Here is a 20,341-nt window from a genome sequence, read left to right on the forward strand (position 1 = left end):
GCTGCGAGCCGCCGCGCTGGCCGAGACCCACGCCGCGCGCAAGCGGGGGCTCCGGGCATGGATCGACAGCGAGGCCGACCTCGAGCAGGCCCAGCGGCAAGCCGAGCGCCGGGCCGCGGATCGGCTCACCTGGCTGCGGGTGGTCGGGCGCGGGAGCGCAGCAACCATCGTGCGTCAACGCCTGCGTCGCAGCGGCGCGACGTGGCGGCAAGAGTCGGAGAAGATCATGACCAAGCAAGGGCAGGAGCACACATGAGTACGCTGGCGGTGGTTGGGGCGCAGTGGGGGGACGAGGGCAAGGGCAAGGTCGTCGACGTGCTCGCGGCCGAGGCCGACTTGGTCGCCCGGTTTGCCGGGGGCAACAACGCCGGCCACACCTTGGTCGTCGACGGCGTCAAGATCGTCACGCACCTGGTGCCTTCGGGCTGCACCTACCCCGGCACGCGCTGCTTGCTGGGGGCGGGGATGGTCATCGATCCCGAGGTGTTCGCCGAAGAGATCGCCCAGCTGCGCACCCACGGCTTGCTCGAGCAGGACGAGCTGCGGGTCTCCCTCGACGCCCACGTGATCTTCGAGTTTCATCGCGAGCTCGACGCGCTGCGCGAGGACGCCTCGACCGCGCAGAAGATCGGCACCACGCGACGTGGGATCGGCCCCGCCTACGAAGCCAAGGTGGCCAGGCGGGGGATTCGGATCCGCGACCTGCTCAACCCCGCGCGTCTGCGTGAGCGGCTCGAGCACAACAAGCGCGCGCTCGATCCCGAGTTCGCCCGGTTTGGCAGCGATCGCAGCGTCAACATCGACGCGCTGTGCGAGGCCGCGGCCAAGTGGGTCGACTGGATCGGGCCGATGACTTGTGACGCCGGCGCCGAGGTCCTCGACTTCGTTGGCGCTGGCAAGCGTGTGCTGTTCGAGGGCGCGCAGGGGGCCTTGCTCGACGTCGATCACGGCACCTATCCGTACGTGACCTCGAGCTCGACGATCGCCGGCGGCGTGTGCACGGGGCTCGGGATCGGGCCAACGCTGATCGACGGCGTCTGGGGCATCACCAAGGCCTACACGACGCGCGTCGGTGCGGGTCCGTTTCCAACCAAGCTCGACGGCGAGCAGGGCGATCGCATCCGGGCCGCTGGCGGGGAGTACGGCGCAACGACGGGCCGCCCGCGTGACTGCGGGTGGTTGGACTTGCCAGCGCTGCGCCTCGCCGCGCGCCGCAACGGACTGACCGGCCTCGTCGTCACCAAGCTCGACGTGCTCGCGCAGCTTCCAGCCATCGAGATCTGCACGCGCTACCAGGACGATCTCGATCCCGGCCGCGACGGCTTTGATGACGCGGTCCCAGTCTACGAGCCGGTCGCAGGGTGGGGGGGCGCCGGTTGGGCCGAGCAGGTGAGCGCCGCGCGCTCGCTCGAGCAGCTGCCCAAGGCCGTGCGCGCGTACCTGGATCTGGTCAGTGACTACGTCGAGGTCCCGATCACGCTGGTCTCGATCGGCCCAGACCGCGAACAGACCATACGTCTGACGCCCGCGTTTTGAGCCCGCGTGTGGGTTGAGGGCGGTCGGATCTCTCGTGCTGGGCAACGCCCGGATCCGGGTGTTCGTCAAGATCCGCTGCGCGGGTTCAGCAGCCCCGCGAGCTTGTTGGTGGCCGCTGCGGACCGGGCGAGTTGGGTTCGCGGGTATCCCACGCCGGCAACTCGCCGGATCCCGGGATGCCTCGCTACACCCCCACGGGGGGTCCCAGGCGCTCATTCGCCAGCTTCTTGGCCCCGCTTGGCGTATTCTCCGCGGCCGTTTCAAATCAACCAAATTTGCACGGTTGTCGGCGAAGACTTGGTTCCATATACTGCGGCCCCACCCGGTCGGGGTAGGGGCGAACCGAGCCCCCAATTGCTTTCTCCCAATTGCCCTGACACATCGACTCCCCGTCTCCCATGACGCCTCGTTTCAACTTCAAGAGTGGGCACAGCGCCGGACCAAATCCTAGGCCTCGCGCTGGGTCCCAAGCGCAGCCATCTGACAAGACCAGCAAGCGACGATTGGCAGAGGGCGTGTCGTGAGGATTGAATGCGATAAATGCGCGGCGAAGTACTCGATCGCGGACGAAAAAGTCCGCGGTAAGACCTTCAAAATTCGCTGCAAGAAGTGCAGCAACGTCATCATCGTCCGTGACAAGGCGGCGAGCGCCGAGGCTGACGCCGGGGCGAGCGAGCCCGCGTCCGAAGAGCCAGCTGGTTGGCACTTGGCGATCGACGGCGACACGGTCGGCCCGCTCCCCGAAGACGAAGTTCGGCGGCGCTACGACGCTGGCCAGATCGACAAGTCGACCTCCGTTTGGCAAGAGGGCTTCGAGGACTGGCTCGAGCTCGGCCAGATCGAGGCGTTCGCGGATCTGCCCGATCGTGCGGCGGGAGGGGGCGGCATCGCAGCGGCTGCGGCGGCTGACGATCCCTTCGCCAGCTCCGGCTCGGACGACGCGTTCGCGGCAGGGAGCGGCGAGTTTGGTGGCGGCGGGTTCGGCTCTGAGCCAGCGCCCTCGCAGGCGGCTCCCGCGGCAGCCGAGTCACCTCGCGTCGACTCGCTGACCGGGCAGCGCAACGAGAACTCGGTCTTGTTCTCACTCGACAGCCTCAAGGCGATGGCGTCGACCTCGAAGCCGGCTTCGGCCGGGCCTGTTCGCCAAGCTCCGTCCACGACGGCGCCTTCATCCGAGGGCTCCGGCCTCATCGACATTCGGGCGATGGGCGCGATGATGGACATGGGCAGCTCCGACGGTGGCGGCGGCGGCGGCGGTGGTGGCGGCGAGGAAGAAATGCTGCCCAGCTTCGGCGGTGGCGGACTTGGCGGGCTCTCGGTCGAGCCGCTCGTCACCGAGACGCCTGTCGTGGCGCCGGTCGCTCCCGAGCCGCAGCGCAGCAATGCGCCCATGTACATCCTGATCTTCCTGCTCGCCGCAGGCTTGATCGGGCTTGGTGCCATGATCTTCCTCAAGGAAGATCCCGAGCCCCAAGTCATCAAGGAAGTCGTCACGGTCCCGGGGTCGGTCGAAGAGAAGGACTCCGCCAAGGACTCGGCCAAGTCAGACGAGAAGGACGAGGGCGAGGACGACGAGAAGGACGACGAGGCTGCCGAGGCTGAAGCTGGCGAGACCGAGGGTGAGACCGAAGGCGACTCGGCCGGCGGTCTGGCCGGAAAGTCGACCAGCACCACCAAGAAGAAAAAGACCACCTCCGGCGGCTCGGGCGGCGGCTCGGGCGGTGACTCGGGCGGCTCTTCCGCTGGCTCGTCGGGCGGCAGCTCGGGCGGCTCTAGTGGGGGCGCCACGAAGAAAGACCCGGACGTCGACTGTCTGCTCGATCCCAACCTGCCCAAGTGCGGCGGCGGTGGCAGCGGTGGTGGTAGCTCCAAGCCGGCGGTGGACACCAGCCTCCCGCCGAAGCTCACCAGCGGCGAGATCACCCCCGTCATCAAGGGCGTGAAGACGGCCGCCAAGAGCTGCGGCTCTGGCACCGCGGTCGAGGTCAAGTTCTCGATTCAAGGGTCCACGGGCAAGGTGATCTCTGCGACCCCACAGGGCGAGCACGCTTCCTCGTCGGTCGGCAAGTGCGTCGCCAATGCGCTGAAGAACGCGAAGTTCCCCAAGTTCCAAGCGGAGCAGCAGGGCGTCACGTTCACCTTCCGGCTGTGATGGCCTGATCGGCGCATCGCCGGAACCGAAAAAAGAGGGCCGCAGCAGCGGCCCTCTTTTTTTGACCCCGGCTTTTTTTGACCCCCCCGGAGAGCTTGGCACTTCGCAGGTCACTCGCTTCGCTCGCTCCCGACGGGGCGCTTGTATGCGGGGGCATGATTGGCCCCCTCGAAGGGGGCTTTTTTTGACCCCCCCGGAGAGCTTGGCACTTCGCAGGTCACTCGCTTCGCTCGCTCCCGACGGGGCGCTTGTATGCGGGGGCATGATTGGCCCCCTCGAAGGGGGCTTTTTTTGACCCCCCCGGGGAGCTTGGCACTTCGCAGGTCACTCGCTTCAAGTGCTTCAGCTCAGCACGCGACGGATGCGATCGATCGCCGTGGTGATCGCGGCGTCATCGATGCCCAGGTGCACGACCAGACGGATCTCGTCGTACTTGTTGGGGTAGCAGAGGACCCCCGCCTCGCGTAGAGGCGCGCACAAGACCTCTGCGTCTGGGCCATCGGGGAGCGCGAACAGGGCGATGTTGGTCTCGGGTTCGATCGCTCGCCAGCAGCCGAGATCTGCGAGGGCGTGGGACAGCTCGCGGGCCCGACGGTGATCATCTCGCAGCCGATCGACGTGGTGTTCGAGCGCGTGCAGACCTGCAGCCGCCAACACACCCGACTGGCGCATCGCGCCGCCGAACGCGTGACGGCTCGCGCGGGCCCGACTCACGAACTCGAGCTCGCCACACAGCAGCGAGCCGACCGGGCAGCCCAGGCCCTTGCTGAGGCAGACGCTGACGCTGTCGGCCACGCTGGCGAGCTCGGCCATCGAGCGGCCGGTGGCGACGTGGGCGTTCCACAGCCGCGCCCCGTCGAGGTGGATCGGTCGTCGCTCGGCGTGCGCGAGCTCGGCGATCGCTCGCAGCTGCTCGAACTTCCAGACCAAGCCCCCCGCGAGACCGAGGGTGTTCTCCAACCACACCAGGCCCACGCGCGGCCACCCGGTGCTCTCTTCGCGTAGACGCTGCAACAGCTGCGCGGCCGAGAATCCACGTCGATCACCGATCGGCATGGTCTGGACACCCGAGAGCCGGGCAGGGGCGGCGTCCTCGTGGACCAACACGTGGGCCTCGGGTGCGCACGCGAGCGCCTCACCGGGGCGGGCATGGGTCGCAACCGCGAGCTGGTTGGCCATGGTCCCGGACGGCACGAACACCGCGGCTGGCTTGCCAAGCAGCTGCGCGACCCGTCGCTCGAGCTCATTGACGCTGGGGTCGTCGGCGTAGCAGTCGTCGCCGACCTCGGCGCGGGCCATGGCTTCGCGCATGGCTTGGGTCGGCTTCGAGACCGTGTCGCTGCGAAGGTCGATCAGTTGCACGCGTGGGTTCTACTACGTGCACCCGCTGCCGGGTCGCTCAGGGGTCTTCCGAGGGGGGCATGAGCGGGACCGAGTGATCGTCCTGTGGATCGTCCTGCTTGGGGGGCGGCTCTTCTTGGTTGGGCGGCGGCGGAGGCGGCGACGGCTGGCCCCGCTCGGCGCGGACCTTGGCCGAGATCCCGTCCAAGATCGAGTTTGGCAGGTGCACGGGACCCGCACCGGTGTTCACGCTCATGCTGACGCTGGCGCGGCCCGCAGCGTCGTCGGTGGCGAACATCTCGAGGCTGCCCGATCCGATCCGTTGGCCCTCGAGCGGAAACTGAAACAGAATGTAGCCCGCGTCCTGATCACGATCGGTGATCTCGAAGCCGCGATCGATCCGCAGATAGCGGATCGCCGCTGGCCAGACTTGATCGAGCGGGTAGCTGAGCAGGCGTCGGTTCTCGATCAGCGCGAGCGGGGCGACACCGAAGGCCATCGTGCTCGGCGAGCTGTGCGTCGGCTCGGCGAGGGCGCCGGCGCGCGCCCCGATCGCAAGGGTGGGGATCGCCAACACCGTCAACGCGAGCGCGCCAACCACCGCTGCCGATCGGCCCGTCAACCGACTCGATCCGTGGCTTCGTCGCTCGCCTCGCCCGATCGCGGCGGCACGAGCGGTAGCTATGTTGGCTTGCTGTGAGCCGGAACCGGTCATGTCAGCACGCTAGGTAGTCCTGGCGAACTGATCAAAATTCCGGCATTTTTGAGTGGCACTCGGCGAGCGTTCGGAGGTAGACCAAGAGTCCAGCAGGAGCGTTCGGCCGTCGGTCCGTGCTCCCCGATACCGAAGGGTCAGCGAGCATTCGACCTCACGGCCATCGCCGTTCGCCACTAGCCATGGCTGTCGCCGGCAGCCCCAGCCCAGCAGCCCAGACTGTCCATCGATTCGTCGCCCGTCCAAGCGGAGGTCCCAGCATGTCACGAGAAAACTCAGCCCTGATCGCGCTCGAAGAGCTCAAGAACCTCGAAGCCCAGCGTGTCCAGCAGGTAGAGGACGAAGTCCGCGCCAGCGAAGACGCACAGCGCCGCGCCAAAGAAGAGGCCGAGCGCAAGGCTCGCGAGGAAGAAGAGCGGATCCGCAGCGAGAAAGCGGAGCAAGCCCGCCTCGCCCAAGAAGAGCACGATCGCAAAGAGCGTGAGGAGCGGATCCGTGTCGCCGAGGCCGAGGCCCGCAGCCGCGCCGAGCAAGAGGCCCGGCTCCGCGAAGAGCAGATGCGGCTCGACGCGCAGGTCAAGATGGCCGAGCGCAAGAAGACCCCCTACTGGCTGTACGCGACCGCGGCGGTGCTGTGCATCGGCTTGGTCGGCGGCGGAATTTTCTTCTACCAAAAGCGCCAAGAGGACCAAGCAGAGAAGGACAAGATCGCCGCCCAGCTGGCCGAGAAGGAGCAAGAGCTCAAAGACCTCGAGGCCAAGGCCCAAGAGCTGCAGGACAACATGGCCGCCAACGCGGCCAAGCAGGCCGAGCTCGAGGCCTCCCTCGCCAGCGCCACGTCCGACGCCGAGAAGGCCAAGATCATGGCGGAGATCGAGAAGAAGAAGCAAGAGCAAGAGGCGCTCGACGAGGCGCTCGCCGCCAACAAGAACAAGCGCAAGGGCGGCGGCGGTGGTGGTGGTGGCGGTGGCAGCAGCACGCCAGCCAAGAAGCCGGTCACCAAAGAGCGCAAGGACAAGCTCAGCATTGGTGGCGGCGACGCCCCACTCGGCGGCATCTAGCAAGATCCTGGCCGAGGCTGCCCAAGTCGCAGCTGCGCACCACGCCGACGCGAGCCTTCGCGTCGGCGTCTTCGTTTGCAGCTTGCGGGCCCTCGCGGGCCATGTTAGATGACCGGCCCCCAAGACGGCTGACTGCGGCGCGGTGGCCAAGTGGTAAGGCGGAGCTCTGCAAAAGCTCTATTCGCCGGTTCGAATCCGGCCCGTGCCTCACAAAGAAGGACCCTCCCCGGGTCCTTCGGCTTTTTTTTACCCCCACAGAGACTTTGGCCCTTCGCCGACTGCAGCCGCTGACGCGTCTGGTCGCTTCGCTCCTCGGGGCCGTTTGTTCGCATCCGCATGTGTGGCCCCCTAGAAGGGGGCTCGCGTGGCTTCGGCGGACGGGTACAGGTTGTGCTTCGCCGACTGCAGCCGCGTCAGCGGCTGCAGTCGGCGAAGGGCCAAAGTCTCTGTGGGGGTAAAAACTAGATCGCGGCGCGGGCGGTCTTTGGGAGCTCGTTCCAGCGCAGATAGATCTGCGCCATCTGGTACTCGAAGTCGCCCATCATCTGCTGCTCGAGGACCTTGGTCATGAGCTCGAGGCCGGCCGCCTGCCGACCGTCTCGCCAGCGCGCGAGGCCCTCGTAGAAACAGGCTTCGGAGCGCTCGCGGGTGTCGCTGGCGGCCTGGGTGAGGTCCCCGTAGCTGAGCTGGCCGAGCGCGTGACGGGCCAGCTTGCGCTGCCACGGCTCGGCGGCTTCGTTGGCGGCGTAGCTGCCGAGGTAGTCGCTGGCGAGCGCGGGGGCGGGCTGTCCAAGCCGCGCGGCGAGGTCGAGGATCCACAGCGAGTAGTAGACCTCGAGCTCGGCACCGCTCGCGTCGCGGGCCAGGGCGGCAGCGAAGATCTCGGCGGCCTCGTCGAGGTGGGCGTGCAGCACCGTGAACATGAGCGGCTCGGTGTAGGCGTCCGCGCGATTGGGGGCGAGCCGCTGGGTGTCGCGGACGTCGCTCATCGCGAGGTCGATCTCGCCCAGGTAGAAGAACACCCGCGCGCGCCGTAGAGAAAATTCCGCGCGCAGCTGATCGGCGAGGCCGGCGTAGCTCAGCAGCGTGTTGAGCAGGCTCAGGGCCTCGCGCAGCTCGCTGACGCTGGCCTCGCGGTCACCGGCGAGGGCCTCGACCTCGGCGAGGCTCATGCGCGCGCTGATCTGCCAGTCGTAGCGGTCGAGCTGATCGCTGGAGCTGGCCGCGAGCTTCTCGAGCCGGCGCAGCTGGGCGCGCGCGTCGTCGAGCTGGCCGCGCCGCGTGGCGATCGTGCCAAGCAGGGACAGCGCGGCGGGCTCGGGGGTCAGCGCGATGGTCTGCTCGAGCAGCGCGGACGCACGATCGATGTGGCCGGCGTTGAACTCCGCCATCGCCACGCTCATCCACGCGAACTCGATGCCGGGCGCGACCGGCCGCTGCGGCCAGGTGTGGGCGGCGCGGTCGTGGAAGTCCTCGACGCGCGCGAGCATCTGCTCCGTACCAGCGGCCCCAGACTCTGCGCGGACCTCGAGCGCGAACTGGTACAGCTGGGCGAGCTCCGACCAGGCTTGGTGGAGATCTTCGCGGTCCGTCGCGCGGGTCTTGCCCCCTAGCGCTCGCTCGTAGTGGATGATCGCGGCTTCGACATAGCTGCGCGAGCGCAGCGCCCGGCCCCGCGCGAGGTGAGCGGGCGGGTGATCGGGGAACCGCGCGAGGCTGCGAGCGGCGAGGTTGTCGACGATGCCCCAGGCCTGGTTGACGATCTCTTCGGGGAGCCGGTTGTCGGGCTCGGGGACGAACTCGCGGGTGAGCTGATCCAGATCGGCGGGCGAGCGGTTGTCGATGTTCGCGGCGTCGCGGATCAGCTCGCGCAGGGCCTGGGTCGGGCCGTCGATCTCGATCTTGTCCAGCGCCGCCACGGCCCCGTCGAGATCGTCGGCGCGCAGGTACAGGCGCGCCAACAAGTAGCCGGTGAAGGGCACGCGAGGATCGCTGACGCTGGAGAAGCTGCCCTGGCGCTGGGCGTTGCGGTAGCGCTGGAGGTAGACGTTGGCGAGCTGATCGACGAGGAAGGGCGAGGGGAAGTGGGCCGTCACGTCCTCGAGCAGGCGGTCGAGGTGATCGTCGAAGCTGGGATCGCTGCCGAACCCGCTGGTTCGTCCGATCCAGTCCTGCATCGCGGCGTAGCCTTGCTCTGCGTCGGCGCGACCCGAGCTGTCAGAGAACGCTTGAACGAGCGCGAGCGCGAGCAGGGCGGGGCGCTCGTCGCCCGCGCGGGCGACCCGCTGGTACACGCGCCCGGCCGCAGCGGCGAGCTGGGGATCGGGGCTGAGCCCGCGCAGCTCGGCGGCGACCCACAGCCCGCTGAGCTGCTCGAGCGCGTCGACGGCCTGGGTCAGCTGATCGCCCGACAGCGCGCGATCGAGGTAGCCGATCAAGTAGTCGCGCAGCTGCGCCCGCGCTGCCGGGCGGCCGACGTCATCGACGCTCAACAGCGCGTAGGCGTTGCGCGCGGCCGCGTAGTCATCGAGATCGTTGATCGTTTTGGGAGCGACGAGCAGCGGGGCGTTGCTGTCTGGACCCGTCGTCTTGGTGCAAGCCGGCGCACACACCAACAGGGGGACCAGCACAGCGAGGAGCGACACGGGGCGTGGAGCCACGGCGACAGTGTACGGAGTGGATCGGGGCGGGGCCAGGACCCGTTTTCAGCGGGGCAGATGTCGTCATTTGCGGTTCTTCGGCAGCTCACGGGCGCCGAACCCACGCTCGGACCAGCGCACGCCCAACATCACGGTGTGCACGGCTCCGGTGTACACGCCGGCGTTGGTTGGGAGCCCCCGACCTGCCAGCACCGAGTTGGCGGCGGGCGAGTTGAGGTCGGCCCCGCTGGCTTCGAATTCGATCGCGGCCGCGGGCGTGAACGCCGGGTCGTGACCGCCGGGGCCGACGCGGGTGGGAACCAAGAAGTCGACGCCATACCCAGGCACCAGCGACCATGTGCCGTTGCGACCCGGCAGGTTGAAGCTGGTGCCGATCGTGGCGAGCAAGGTCCAGCCATCGCTGTTGGTCACGGTCAGCGCGCCGGGCCGCACACCCGGGGAGTTGAAGCCAACCCCGAGCAGCAGGTCCGCCCGTGGAACACATCGCAGGCGCTTGCCGGTCGCGGGATCGATCCCCTCGCTCCCGCTGCACAACACCTTGTAGTAGGGCAGGTTGGCGCCGATCAGATCGTCGAGGCGATAGCGGGCCCACAGCTCGGCGCCGAACAGATCCTTGAAGCCCCGGTAGATCGTGGTCTCTGGCAGCGTCGACGCGTCTTGATCGAGGCCAACCAGCTCGAGCGAGCGGCTGTCTCGGTTGTCGCAGCCTTTTGGCGTTCCGCCCGGGCAGCGGTCGATCCAATACAGGTTGGCGTCGAGCGCCCAGTTCCCGATCTCGCCAGCGGCGCCAACCGCCAGCTCTTGAGGGATCTGCTCGGACAAGGTCGCGTCGATCGAGGTCGCGCCCTCGCAAGCTGGGAGCCCGCTGTCAGCGTTGCTTCCCGTTGGCAGGCACACGGCGCTCGACCCGTTGAGGGTGATCGAGCCGCCCCCAAGCAGCGGCTGCGTGCGATAGCGCAGACCAAGCACGACGCGATCGCGAATGTCGAACGCGACCCCGAAGGTCACGGCGAGATCCAGGCGCGTCGAGGGGAGCTGGTTGAGCCCAAACCAACGCAGCCGCGAGCTTCCCCTGAAGCTCAGGCGCTCCGCGCAGGCGGCGTTCTCGACCGACGCGGACTGCGGGTCACAGCCGGTGTCCGCGTTGGCCCCGGTCAGCACCGAGTCGACGTCTCGCGCGAAGTAGGTGCGCTGGCGGGGCAGGTGCACGGTCGCGCCGATGCTCATGAAGTCGAGGGCGTTCCACGCCAGCGCGATGTCGAAGTCGGTGCGCATCTCGAGCATCCCGCCCTTGCGCAGCTGCGGGCAGATCCGCGAGCCATCGAGCGCGCAGCCGATGTCGGTCTCGGACACGAGGTGGTAGTCGAGGCTGGGATCGCTGTTGATGCGAAACCGCGAACCCAGCGTGTGGACGGCGACCCCGATCGCGATTGGATCGAGCAGGAAGCTCGCGCCGATGAAGTAGTCCGCCGCCGGGTTGACGAGGTTGACGGGTCCCCCGAGCGCGTCGATCGGCTGGCCGTTGGTCGCGATCCCAAATCGACGGACCGAGAGGTGATCGACGCCAGCGCGCAGCGTGGTCTCGAAGCTCAAGCCGGGGAGCTGCCCGAGCATCGCGGGGTTGTGATAGATGCCCGTGACCGAAGCGGTCGCGGGTCCTTGCGCGTTGGGGCCGGCGAGCCGGTTCGCGACCCCCGGCGCCGCGTGGGCCTCATCGGTGACACCAAGCAGCGCGAGCCCGCACGCGAGGCCACACGCGAGGCCCGTGCCGCGCGCCCGCACGCGCCGTCGCGAACCACTGGCGCGGAGCGTGGAAGGTGGGCGGCCGATCTCGCTCGGGAGGCCGTGCGAGCGGCAGAGCATCGGCCCGCAGCATACCTCCACAGCGCAGCTGCGCCGATTCGCGCGGTGCGCGAGCGGCCGCGATGCCCTGGCGCTCGGGTCCAGTTGGTGATCCTACGACCGCCAGATCGCGCCTGCGTGAGCTGACTGTCGGACCGATCAGGCTGATCACCCGTCTGGTCGGTGCCCACGTGAGCGGCGCTTAGTTGACCCTTCGCCGACCCTCGACCTAGGCTCAGGCTTGTCGCACGGCGCAGAACCGGCGATGAGAGCTGCGCAGGCAGTTCAGGAAACGGCATGAACAAGACGGCTCACCAGTTCGAGTGCCGAGACGACATCTGGAAGCGGGTCGAGGCGCTCGCCAAGCGTCGCGGCGTATCCACCGACGAAATCGTCCAGGCCGCGTTGATCCAGTTGTTCACGCGCAAAAAATCGCCCACTGCGGCGAGCGAAGCGAACACGCCCGCACCCGCGCCGCCGCCAGGTCCGCCTGGGGGGCGTGGCGGTCCACCGCGCCCGCGGGCTGCATCGGGTGGTCGTCCGACCTTGCCTCGCCCCGGCGCCCCGGCCAGGCCGAGCGGTCCACCCAGTGCTCCAGGCAGTGGGGGAACCCCCGGCAGCGGACCCAGTCGGTTGCCGCCACCTGGTGGCCGGCCGCCACCTCCAGGCACACCGCCGCCCTCATCCGCGCCGCAGGCCGGTGAGGACCGACCGCTCTATCTGTTCTTCGAGGGCAACTGGTACACGGTTGATCAAGAGCAGTTCGTGATCGGTCGCGGGAGCAAGTTCTCGGATCTGCCGATCAAGGACGCCAACATTTAGCGACGGCACTGCGCTGTCGTCCGACGCGGCGGCGAGTACTACATCAAGGATCTCGGCAGCACGAACGGGATCGAGTTTGCCGGTGAGCGGGTGGATGATCACCACGTCGAAGAGGGCAACGTGTACTACCTCTGCGATCACGAGCTGCGGTTCTCTTTCCAAGCGCCGTACTGAGCTGGTCGCGGGGGGTGTTCCCCGGGGTGCTCGGATCTCCTAGGCTGCGTGGCGCAGATGGGCAGCGATCCCCTCGAGCGACTGCGGCTCGCGCTCCGCGAGGCAGCGACTGATCAGTTCGCCGGCGTGCTCGCCGACGATCTGGGCGCGCGGCTGCGCGAGTCGACGGACCAACTGCTCACGGCCGGGGTGGGGGCGCAAGAGCGCGAGCTTCGGCATTTTCGAGGCGGGCTCGATCGCTTCGACGAGCGGGGCCGACAGGATCGCAGCCGCGTCGTCGCGCACGGGCTGCGGCTGTGCATGACGCTCACTGCTGTGCGCACGGACGCGTCCGAGGCCGCACAGCCTCGCTCGCGTCGGCGCAAGCAGGACCTCGGGCGGCGACTCGGAAAGTCCGGTGGGGCCACGAACGACAGCGCGGGGCCGGTCGAGGGCCAGGGTAGGGGAGCGGCGAGCGATGCCGTCGCCGCGCCCCCCGACGAATCGGCGGCCGAGAAGTCTGGCAGCAAGAAAGCGGCCGAGAAGTCTGGCAGCAAGAAGTCGGGCAGCAAGAAAGCTGGCAGCAAGAAGTCTGGCAGCAAGAAGTCGGGCAGCAAGAAAGCGGGCGGCAAGTCGAGCGCCAAGCCGACGCGAGGTTCACCAGATCCAACGACGCACGCGAACGCTGACCCGAAGCGAGGCGCCAAAAAACCGACGACCTCGACACCCACGGCCACCTCGCTCTCTCCCACGCACGCCGTCGAGCTCGCGGCGCTGCAGGCCGCGGCGCAAGTGCGACAGGCGAGCGTCGAGGTACTCCCCGGCGTCGGCGGGCGGACCCGCGAGAAGCTGAGCGCCCGCGGCCTCGAGACGATCGAGGATCTCGCGTACCTGTTGCCGCTCGGCTACGAAGATCGCAGGCACACCACCTCGCTACAGGATGTAGAGGAGGGCGCGTCGGTGGTCGTGGATGGCGTGATCCGCAGCTTTCGCCAAGGTTGGTTTGGCGGCCGCTACTCGGCCACGCTGCGCCTCGAACAGACCCAAAAAAACGGCGCGCGGCTCGGGCTCGAGGCCAAGTGGTTTCACCCGGTCGGCGGCCTGGGCCAGCGCGTCACCACGGGCACGCCGATCATCCTCGCGGGGGTCGTCAAGCACTTCCGCGGGAAGCTGAGCATGGTCCACCCAGACGTGCTCGACCCGGCGCTTGGCCTTGGCATCGCGCTGCGCTACCCGATCGTCGAAGGCATCGGCCAGCGCACGCTGCAAAAGCTGTGTCGCGCGGCGATCGAGCGGCTCCACGCGGCCGAGCTGAGTGAGCCGCTGCCGGCCGAGCTCGTTCGCGCGCACGCGCTGCCGAGCCAGATCGACGCGCTGAGCATGCTCCACGATCCCCCCGAGGATCTGTCCGAGCCGGCGTTGCAAGCGTTGATGCGGCGCGACAGCCCGGCGCACCGTCGCTTGGCGTTCGAGGAGTTCTTCTTCTTGCAGCTCGGGTTGCTGCGCCAGCGCGGGGTCTATCGATCAACCCCCTGCGCGCTGCCGCCACTGGCCGCGGGCAGCTTCGATCGCGAGCGACTGCGGGCCTGCCTGCCGTTCGAGCCAACCGCGGCGCAGTGGCGGGTCGTCGCCGAGATCGAGCGTGACCTCGCGCGGGCCAAGCCGATGCTGCGGCTGGTCCAGGGTGACGTTGGATCCGGCAAGACCGCGGTCGCGTTCGCGGCGGCGCTGGCGGTGATCGACGCGGGGGCCCAGGCCGCCCTGATGGCTCCGACGGAGATCCTCGCCGAGCAGCACCGGACCAGCCTGGCGTCGTGGTGTGAGCTGGCTGGGGTCCGCGTGGGCTTGCTGACCGGGTCAACCCCGCGGGCCCAACGAGCCAGCTTGTTGGCGTTGCTCGGGGCGGGCGAGATCGATCTGTTGATCGGCACCCACGCGCTGCTGGTCGACGGCGTCGACTTCAGCCGGCTCGCGCTGGTCATCGTCGACGAGCAGCACCGGTTTGGGGTCGAGCAGCGCGGGGCTCTGCGGGGCAAGGGCGAGGCGCCGCACCTGATGGTCATGACCGCCACGCCGATCCCCCGCAGCCTGGCCCTGACCGCGTTCGGCGAGCTCGACGTGTCGGTGATCGACGAGCTCCCGCCCGGTCGCGTCGCGCCGAAGACCAAGGTGTTCGCGGGGCCGCGCTCACTCGGCCGCGCGCGGGCGGCGTTGGTCGATCGGGTCCGCGCGGGTGACAAGGCCTACGTGGTCGTCCCGCTCGTCGAGGCCAGCGAGGCGATCAACGCGTCGGACGTCGAGGCCACCGCCGCGGCGTTTCGCAAGCTGCTGCCCAAGCACGAGCTCGCGGTCGTCCATGGCCGGATGCTCGGTCGCGAGAAGGACGCGGTCATGCAGCGATTCCGCTCCGGCGAGGTCCAGGTGCTGGTGGCGACCACCGTGATCGAGGTGGGCGTCGACGTCCCCGACGCGCGGGCGATCTTGGTCGAGCACGCCGAGCGCTTCGGCCTCGCGCAGCTGCACCAGCTGCGCGGTCGCGTGGGTCGCTCGCCCGGGTACTCGGAGTGTCTGCTGCACACCGCGAACGAGCGCGGATCAGACGCGGGCGAGCGCCTGCAAGTGCTCGAGGCCAGCACCGATGGGTTTGTGGTGGCAGAGCGGGATCTGGAGCTGCGCGGGCCGGGTGAGGTGTTTGGCACCCGGCAGTCCGGCGTGCCTCGGCTGCGCTTCGCAAGCTTCTCGGGTGAGGGCATGAAGATGTTGGTCGCCGCGCGCGAGGCTGCGCTGGCGATCATCGAAGACGATCCCAACCTGGCCCGGCACCCGGTCCTGCGCATGGAGCTGCGCCTGCGCACGGGCGACGCGCAGCTGTGGGCGGGCGAGTCGGGCTGATTGATCGGGCCCGGGCCGCTCGACTCAGGGATTCGCCCCGTTGGCGATCCAGTCGCGGACCAGCGCGACGCTCTGATCGCCGAGCAGCGTCGGCGCGTTGCGGGGCATGTGGGTCTGCGTGACGCCGCCGTCGGTCATGGGCTCGCAGCTGGCCAGGACCTGGTACAGCCACGACGCCTCGGGATCGCCAGGCTCGATCAGCGCGCCGCCAGGGTTGCCAAGGACCTCGTGCTCGAGCAGCTCGGTGAGCAGATCGGGCGCCTGGAGGTTGAGCCCGGCGGCCTGACCCGAGACGCCGTGGCAGGCGTTGAACATGCACGATGGCTGAAACACGGCGGCGAACACGTTCTCCAGCGTGGGCGCGAGGACGGGCGCGACGCTGGGATCGTGATCGGTGCACTCTGGGATCGGCGGGATGCCCTCGTCGCCGCTGTCGGGCACCAGCAGCGGGCCATCGCGCTCGGCTTCGGTGGGCAGCCCGAGCGCAGGGTTCTTGGGGACCGCCAGGATCCCGCACGGACCCTCGTACTCGACCACGCCGTTCGCGTCGACGCCCACAGCCTGGGTCCCGCCGGTGACCGACAGATCCAGCAGGATCTTGGTCTCGGCCAGAGCCAGCATCACGCACATTTCTTGGTCACCGATGCCCCAGCCAACGTTGACGTCGCGCCAGTTGTCGTAGCCGCAGGTGTAGCGCACCCCCTCGACCCCGGTCAGATCGAGGGGCGGATCGAACACGCCCCCGATCGCGCTGGCGTCGAAGCCGTCGACGGTGAACACGTCTTGGCCGTCGAGCGGCCCGCCCATGAAGCTCAGGTTGAAGTGGTTGCCGAGGTAGTGATAGTGCGGCAGCACGTAGTGCAGCTTCATGTCGAGCGGCGCCCCGGTTGCCTCGGCGTAGCGCTGACCAAAGTCGTTGCAGACCCCGGTGAACTTGCTGACCTCGCCCGCCGGGATGTCCAGGTCAATGTAGCTGGCCCGGATCGCCGCGAGCACGACGTCGACGTCCTTGGGGTGGATCACCTCGAGCGTCATGAACAGGTCGGTCGACACCGTGTCGGGCCCGACGTTGAGCATGTGCAGGTCGGCGATGACCTTGTGATTGGGCGGGATCTTGATGACCGCGCCCGCGCCCGTGCGCTGCTCTTCGACGAAGGACTGGGTCGACTGGGCGTAGAGCACGGTCCCGCCCGTGGCCGCGCCGAGCTCGTTGAAGCCGCGGTCGCTGCACTTGAAGTAGCCGTCTTCACCGGCGTACAGCTCGTTGGGGACCACGAACCAATTCGAGTGGTGGAAGTAGCCCAGGTTGCTCAGCGTGACCGCCTGAACGTAGAGCGGCGCCTCGTTGTCCAAGGTCCACTGCACGCAGGGCTCGGTCTCTTGGTAGGGCGAGAGCTCGCGGGTGCCGAACCGGTGGGTCAAGGTCGCGGACTCGAGGTCGCCGTCGCCGGTGTCGGTGCCGGTCTCCGTGTCGGTGCCGGTGTCGAGATCACCGTCGCCGTCGCCGTCACCGGCGTCGGTCTCGCCGTCGTTGGCGGTGTCATCGGCGTCGTCGCTCTTGCAGCCGGACGCAGCGAGCGTGGTGACGAGCAGGGCCAGGCACAGGGGGCCTCGAACATGGTGGAGCGTGCTGTCGTTCATGGGTCCTGACCTGTCGCCTGCGGCGTCGCATCGCAATTGAAGCGCAAACACCAAACGTGGCGAGATACGCGTAGATGCTGCCACGTGCAGGGTGCACGGAGCAATGACCGGCGCCGTGGGCCCCGTCTTCGTTGGCCGATCCATCCGTAGAGGTGCCCCCGGTCCCGGTGTCGCCGGTCGCTCGAGGGTCGCCGTCGCCGTCGCCATCGCCGTCCCCGTCGCCATCGCCGTCGCCGTCGCCGTCGCCCGTGTCGCTGGGACCGAACACGATCACCGGGTCGAGCCCGTGGCCGACGTAGCCGTCACCAAGCGGCTGCTCGAGGACAGCCCGCAGCACGATCGTCAAGCCCAAGCTCGCCTCGGGCGGGGTGAAGGGGACAACCAGCTGGTCGGGACCCTCGACGGCGATCTGGGCGAGCTGTTCGATCGCCTTCCACTCGAGCAGCTCGGGCTTGCTTGGCGCCCACTCGATCGAGAGCGCGGAGCCGGCGGTCGCGTGAACACAGATCGGCAGCTCGACGACCTCGTCGCCGTACAGGTAGTCCGCGGTGTCGGCGATGCTCACGGCGGCCTGCGCTGGCTCGGCTGGCGCCGGTTCGTCGAGCACGCGGAGCACCCACGGGGCCCGTCGCCACAGGTTGTAGGGGGGCTCCCAGGTGTAGCCAGCGACAAGCCACGTGCCCGGTTCGACCCCCGCTGGATCGAGCGTGTCCCAGATCACCGGCAGCGCGGCGACCTCGAAGGTGATCGGGCGGCGATCGTCGTCGGCCGTGATCCTGGTCCAGCACCCGCTCCACACCTCGCTGGTCTCGAGCGTCGACTCGGGGTCGTCGAGCAGCTCGGGGAGCTCGAGGTCCGCCGCGACGGAGCGCTCGAGGTCGTAGAGCGAGATGTAGCGAGGCGGCGGACGCCCGGCCGGCCACTGCCGACAAAACCCGATGAACTGATGGCGACGGCTGTCGGCGAATTCGTCGCCCGACAGCTGCGTGTCTTCGCTGGGGATCTCGTAGCTGAACGCGAAGCTTGGATCGGCGCTGCGATCGACGGTCTGAATGCAGGGGGCATCGGGCCACAGCACTGGCGTCCTGGGATGGACGTTGTTGCTCGCGTGTGCGCTTGGGGCCACGCTGACGCAGGTCCCAAGCGCGACGAGCCCAACGACAGTGCCAGCGCCGATCAGGTTTGGGTACGACATCCGCGGCGCCGCTCAGCGTTTGTGACTGCCCATGGGCGCCGACGTTCGGCGCCCGCCGCTGTCGTCGACCAGCTCGTCGAACAGCGACAGCTGGCGCAGTGACTTGGGTGCGCGATGCCGGGCGAGCTCGAGCCGCGCGTGGTCGCGGAGCAGCGCACGGATCGGCTCGTGACAGCTCCGGCACCCGGTCCCAGCCTCGCAGTAGTGGCCGACGGACTCGAGCGAGTCGGCGCCGCTGCGGATCGCGTGCAGGACCTCGGACTCGGCGACCGCGAGGCAGTGGCACACGAGCGGATCCTTCTCGCGCATCCTTGGTCTTTTAGCACCAAAAAGATGCAAACGGGCTGGCTGGTGGTCGACGAAGCTCGCATGCGTGCGCCCAGCTGGCTGCCCTCGCTGCTGACCGGTGTCGCCCTGGTCGGCGCCCTGATCGGCTCGCTGTTGGGTCTGTGTCCGCCGCCCGCCAGCCTTGGCGCGCCCTTGGCCTGCGAGCGGGCCCAGCTGATCGAGGGCCGGCTGTGGTGTGACCACGAGCTGCTCCGCGACCTCCAGGCCCACTGCCGGGCCGCGCCGTCTCGTGCGCTGGGTCCTGGTGACAGCGTTGCACTCGGCGCCTGCGTCTGCGCAGCCCATCCCGGCTTGCGCCAGCTTGGCCTCGGCTGCGCGCGCCCGCCCGTCGCCCGCATGGCCCCAGACCAGCTCGCCGCGCTCGAGCAGGTCGTGGATCTGAACACCGCCACCGCGACGGAGCTGGCCAGCCTCGCCGGGATCGGCCCAAAGCTCGCCGAGCGGATCATCGCCGGCCGGCCCTACCCGCGCGTCGACGACCTGCTCGAGGTCAAGGGGATCGGCCCCAAGCGGCTCGCGGCGATCCGCTCTCGCGCTCGCGCTCGCGCTCGCGCCGAGTGACCGCAGCTAGAAAAACTATCCACGCCCAATGATCGCCTCGAGCTCCGCGATCTGCTTGGGCGCGGCCGCGCTCAGGATCTCCGGCCCCTCCGCGCGAACGAGCACGTCGTCCTCGATCCGCACGCCGAGGCCCCGAAACCGCGCTGGCGCATCGCTGGCGTCGGCCGCGATGTAGAGCGCCGGCTCGACCGTCAGGACGTGGCCGGGCGCCAGCGGCCGGGGCACGCCACCAAGCGTGTAGCGGCCAGCGTCGTGGACATCGATCCCCAGCCAGTGGCTGGTGCGGTGCATGTAGTAGCGCTTGTAGAGGGCCTCATCTCGGATCTGCGCGGCCGCGGCAGCGCCCAACCCGGCCAGCGACTCGAACAGGCCCAGCTCCGCCATGCCCTCGCACAGCACGTCCAGGCAGGTCTCGTGGATCGCGTCGATGTTGCTGCCGACGACCGCCCGCTCGATGCCCGCGAGGTTGGCCGCGAGCACCACCTCGTAGACGGCCCGCTGCTCGCCCGTGAACCGGCCCGAGACCGGCCAGCTGCGGGTGATGTCACCGCTGAAATAGTCCCACTCGGCGCCGGCGTCGATCAGCAGGACCTCGCCGTCGCGCATCTGGTCGCAGTTGTCGACGTAGTGGAGCACCGTGGCGTTGTCGCCGCTGCCGACGATGCTGCCGTAGCCAGACCCCGAGCTCCCGCGTCGGCGGAACTCGTACTCGAGCAGCGCCTCGATCTCGTACTCCCACATCCCGGGCTTGGCCTGGCGCATGGCCGCGACGTGTCCGGCCGCGCTGAGGTCGATCGCCCGGCGCAAGCTAGCGAGCCCGGCGGCGTCCTTGAGGATGCGATCTTCACCGACGAGATCCGCAGCCTCGCCGTAGCGCAGCGGCGGGGTCCGACCCTCGCGGTTGCGTCGGCGTAGCGAGCTGACCGCTTTGGCCAGCGAAGCGTCGAGGGTGGGCCACCGCCCGACGGGTAGGTACACGGTCTCGCACCCGTCGAGCAGGGCAGGGAGTCGCTCGTCGAGCTCGGCCAGCGCAAACGCCTCACTTGCCCCAAATTGCTCGATTGCACCGGTCGGTCCAATGCGCCGTCCGCTCCAGATCTCCGCGTCACGATCGCGCTCCCGCACGAACAGAACAAACCGGGGATCGCCGCCCTGGGCTCCCGGAACCAACAGCATGACTGCGCCCGGCTCTTCGAGGCCCGTCAGGTAGTGAAAATCCGAGTCCGGCCGAAACCGAAATTCCGTGTCGTTGGCTCGGGTTTGCAGGGCGCCGCCGTACAGCAAGAGCGCGCCCGACTCGGATCCAAGCCGGTTAGCGATGCGCGCGCGACGTTCGGCGTAGGCCTCGACCGAGGGACGGGGACCAGTAGGCATGCCGCGAGTTTGTCACAACGCCGAACCGCGCGGGACCTCGAGCGGTGG

Annotated in this window: 16 protein-coding genes and 1 tRNA gene; 8 read left to right on the top strand and 9 right to left on the bottom strand. The window is 68.8% G+C overall.

The features are described from left to right. The 3 genes from DB30_RS34015 to DB30_RS41875 all read left to right on the top strand — a co-directional run. On the top strand, positions 1-256 hold a 256-nt coding region (locus DB30_RS34015), incomplete at its 5' end, for a hypothetical protein (protein ID WP_165704077.1). Next, the gene (locus tag DB30_RS34020) at positions 253-1,536 is read left to right on the top strand and encodes an adenylosuccinate synthase (RefSeq protein ID WP_052557021.1); all 1,284 of its coding nucleotides are present in this window, start codon (positions 253-255) and stop codon (positions 1,534-1,536) included. The genes DB30_RS34015 and DB30_RS34020, both read left to right, overlap by 4 nt. Before the next feature lie 520 nt (positions 1,537-2,056). Continuing rightward, entirely contained in the window at positions 2,057-3,688 is a 1,632-nt protein-coding gene (locus tag DB30_RS41875) for a GYF domain-containing protein (RefSeq protein WP_052557025.1), read from the top strand. A gap of 342 nt (positions 3,689-4,030) precedes the next feature. Here DB30_RS41875 and DB30_RS34030 read toward each other — a convergent pair whose 3' ends face one another. Further along, positions 4,031-5,050, bottom strand: a complete 1,020-nt coding sequence (locus DB30_RS34030; protein WP_052557027.1) for a threonine aldolase family protein — start codon at positions 5,048-5,050, stop codon at positions 4,031-4,033. A 37-nt stretch (positions 5,051-5,087) separates the two neighbouring features. Further along, complete coding sequence (locus tag DB30_RS34035; RefSeq protein WP_146661872.1) at positions 5,088-5,651, bottom strand: hypothetical protein; 564 nt, start codon at positions 5,649-5,651, stop codon at positions 5,088-5,090. A gap of 353 nt (positions 5,652-6,004) precedes the next feature. Between DB30_RS34035 and DB30_RS34040 the strand changes: the two genes are divergently transcribed. Together DB30_RS34040 and DB30_RS34045 are read left to right on the top strand one after the other, a co-directional pair. Next, positions 6,005-6,805, top strand: coding sequence for a coiled-coil domain-containing protein (locus DB30_RS34040; RefSeq protein WP_052557031.1), 801 nt, complete (start codon positions 6,005-6,007; stop codon positions 6,803-6,805). Positions 6,806-6,941: 136 nt separating this feature from the next. Further along, positions 6,942-7,013, top strand: a tRNA-Cys gene (locus DB30_RS34045). Positions 7,014-7,266: 253 nt separating this feature from the next. On the opposite strand, the gene DB30_RS34050 is transcribed toward DB30_RS34045, so the two are convergent. The 3 genes from DB30_RS34050 to DB30_RS34060 all read right to left on the bottom strand — a co-directional run bounded on the left by DB30_RS34050 (position 7,267) and on the right by DB30_RS34060 (position 11,768). Next, positions 7,267-9,465 (bottom strand): tetratricopeptide repeat protein, encoded by a 2,199-nt coding sequence (locus tag DB30_RS34050; protein WP_146661874.1) that lies wholly within the window; start codon positions 9,463-9,465, stop codon positions 7,267-7,269. 63 nt (positions 9,466-9,528) lie between these two features. Further along, positions 9,529-11,328 (bottom strand): hypothetical protein, encoded by a 1,800-nt coding sequence (locus DB30_RS34055; protein ID WP_146661876.1) that lies wholly within the window; start codon positions 11,326-11,328, stop codon positions 9,529-9,531. A 290-nt stretch (positions 11,329-11,618) separates the two neighbouring features. After that, positions 11,619-11,768, bottom strand: coding sequence for a hypothetical protein (locus DB30_RS34060; RefSeq protein ID WP_153258444.1), 150 nt, complete (start codon positions 11,766-11,768; stop codon positions 11,619-11,621). Between the two features lie 403 nt (positions 11,769-12,171). Between DB30_RS34060 and DB30_RS43260 the strand changes: the two genes are divergently transcribed. Beyond that, a complete protein-coding gene (locus DB30_RS43260) occupies positions 12,172-12,303 on the top strand; it encodes an FHA domain-containing protein (RefSeq protein ID WP_420870695.1) in 132 nt (43 codons plus the stop codon). 57 nt (positions 12,304-12,360) lie between these two features. After that, positions 12,361-15,174: an ATP-dependent DNA helicase RecG gene (recG, locus tag DB30_RS34070; RefSeq protein WP_052557044.1), complete on the top strand. Its 2,814-nt coding sequence runs from the start codon at positions 12,361-12,363 to the stop codon at positions 15,172-15,174. Positions 15,175-15,198: 24 nt separating this feature from the next. Here the strand turns inward: recG and DB30_RS34075 are convergent, their stop codons facing one another. Genes DB30_RS34075 through DB30_RS34085 form a run of 3 tightly spaced genes read right to left on the bottom strand, consistent with a single transcriptional unit; the run spans position 15,199 to position 18,319 of the window. Continuing rightward, positions 15,199-16,815 carry a hypothetical protein gene (locus DB30_RS34075; protein WP_052557047.1) on the bottom strand — a complete coding sequence of 539 codons (1,617 nt, stop codon included), beginning with the start codon at positions 16,813-16,815 and terminating at the stop codon, positions 15,199-15,201. After that, entirely contained in the window at positions 16,715-18,010 is a 1,296-nt protein-coding gene (locus tag DB30_RS34080; RefSeq protein ID WP_052557048.1) for a hypothetical protein, read from the bottom strand. The genes DB30_RS34075 and DB30_RS34080 overlap by 101 nt, the downstream gene beginning before the upstream one ends. A gap of 12 nt (positions 18,011-18,022) precedes the next feature. Beyond that, positions 18,023-18,319: a (2Fe-2S)-binding protein gene (locus tag DB30_RS34085; protein ID WP_052557051.1), complete on the bottom strand. Its 297-nt coding sequence runs from the start codon at positions 18,317-18,319 to the stop codon at positions 18,023-18,025. Positions 18,320-18,343: 24 nt separating this feature from the next. Between DB30_RS34085 and DB30_RS41880 the strand changes: the two genes are divergently transcribed. Next, positions 18,344-18,919: a ComEA family DNA-binding protein gene (locus DB30_RS41880; protein ID WP_205633129.1), complete on the top strand. Its 576-nt coding sequence runs from the start codon at positions 18,344-18,346 to the stop codon at positions 18,917-18,919. Positions 18,920-18,934: 15 nt separating this feature from the next. On the opposite strand, the gene DB30_RS34095 is transcribed toward DB30_RS41880, so the two are convergent. Then, complete coding sequence (locus DB30_RS34095) at positions 18,935-20,293, bottom strand: aminopeptidase P N-terminal domain-containing protein (RefSeq protein WP_052557054.1); 1,359 nt, start codon at positions 20,291-20,293, stop codon at positions 18,935-18,937. Positions 20,294-20,341: the final 48 nt, after the last annotated feature.

This window comes from Enhygromyxa salina (assembly GCF_000737335.2).
Taxonomy (GTDB): domain Bacteria; phylum Myxococcota_A; class Polyangia; order Nannocystales; family Nannocystaceae; genus Plesiocystis; species Plesiocystis salina_C.

What these genes read in the sequence shown, in the direction of transcription:
- DB30_RS34080 (WP_052557048.1), bottom strand. Translation starts at nt 18,010, where the DNA reads ATGTCGTACCCAAACCTGATCGGCGCTGGCACTGTCGTTGGGCTCGTC.
- DB30_RS34040 (WP_052557031.1), top strand. Translation starts at nt 6,005, where the DNA reads ATGTCACGAGAAAACTCAGCCCTGATCGCGCTCGAAGAGCTCAAGAAC.
- DB30_RS34055 (WP_146661876.1), bottom strand. Translation starts at nt 11,328, where the DNA reads ATGCTCTGCCGCTCGCACGGCCTCCCGAGCGAGATCGGCCGCCCACCT.
- DB30_RS34095 (WP_052557054.1), bottom strand. Translation starts at nt 20,293, where the DNA reads ATGCCTACTGGTCCCCGTCCCTCGGTCGAGGCCTACGCCGAACGTCGC.
- DB30_RS34075 (WP_052557047.1), bottom strand. Translation starts at nt 16,815, where the DNA reads ATGAACGACAGCACGCTCCACCATGTTCGAGGCCCCCTGTGCCTGGCC.
- DB30_RS34085 (WP_052557051.1), bottom strand. Translation starts at nt 18,319, where the DNA reads ATGCGCGAGAAGGATCCGCTCGTGTGCCACTGCCTCGCGGTCGCCGAG.
- DB30_RS34020 (WP_052557021.1), top strand. Translation starts at nt 253, where the DNA reads ATGAGTACGCTGGCGGTGGTTGGGGCGCAGTGGGGGGACGAGGGCAAG.
- DB30_RS41880 (WP_205633129.1), top strand. Translation starts at nt 18,344, where the DNA reads ATGCAAACGGGCTGGCTGGTGGTCGACGAAGCTCGCATGCGTGCGCCC.
- recG (WP_052557044.1), top strand. Translation starts at nt 12,361, where the DNA reads ATGGGCAGCGATCCCCTCGAGCGACTGCGGCTCGCGCTCCGCGAGGCA.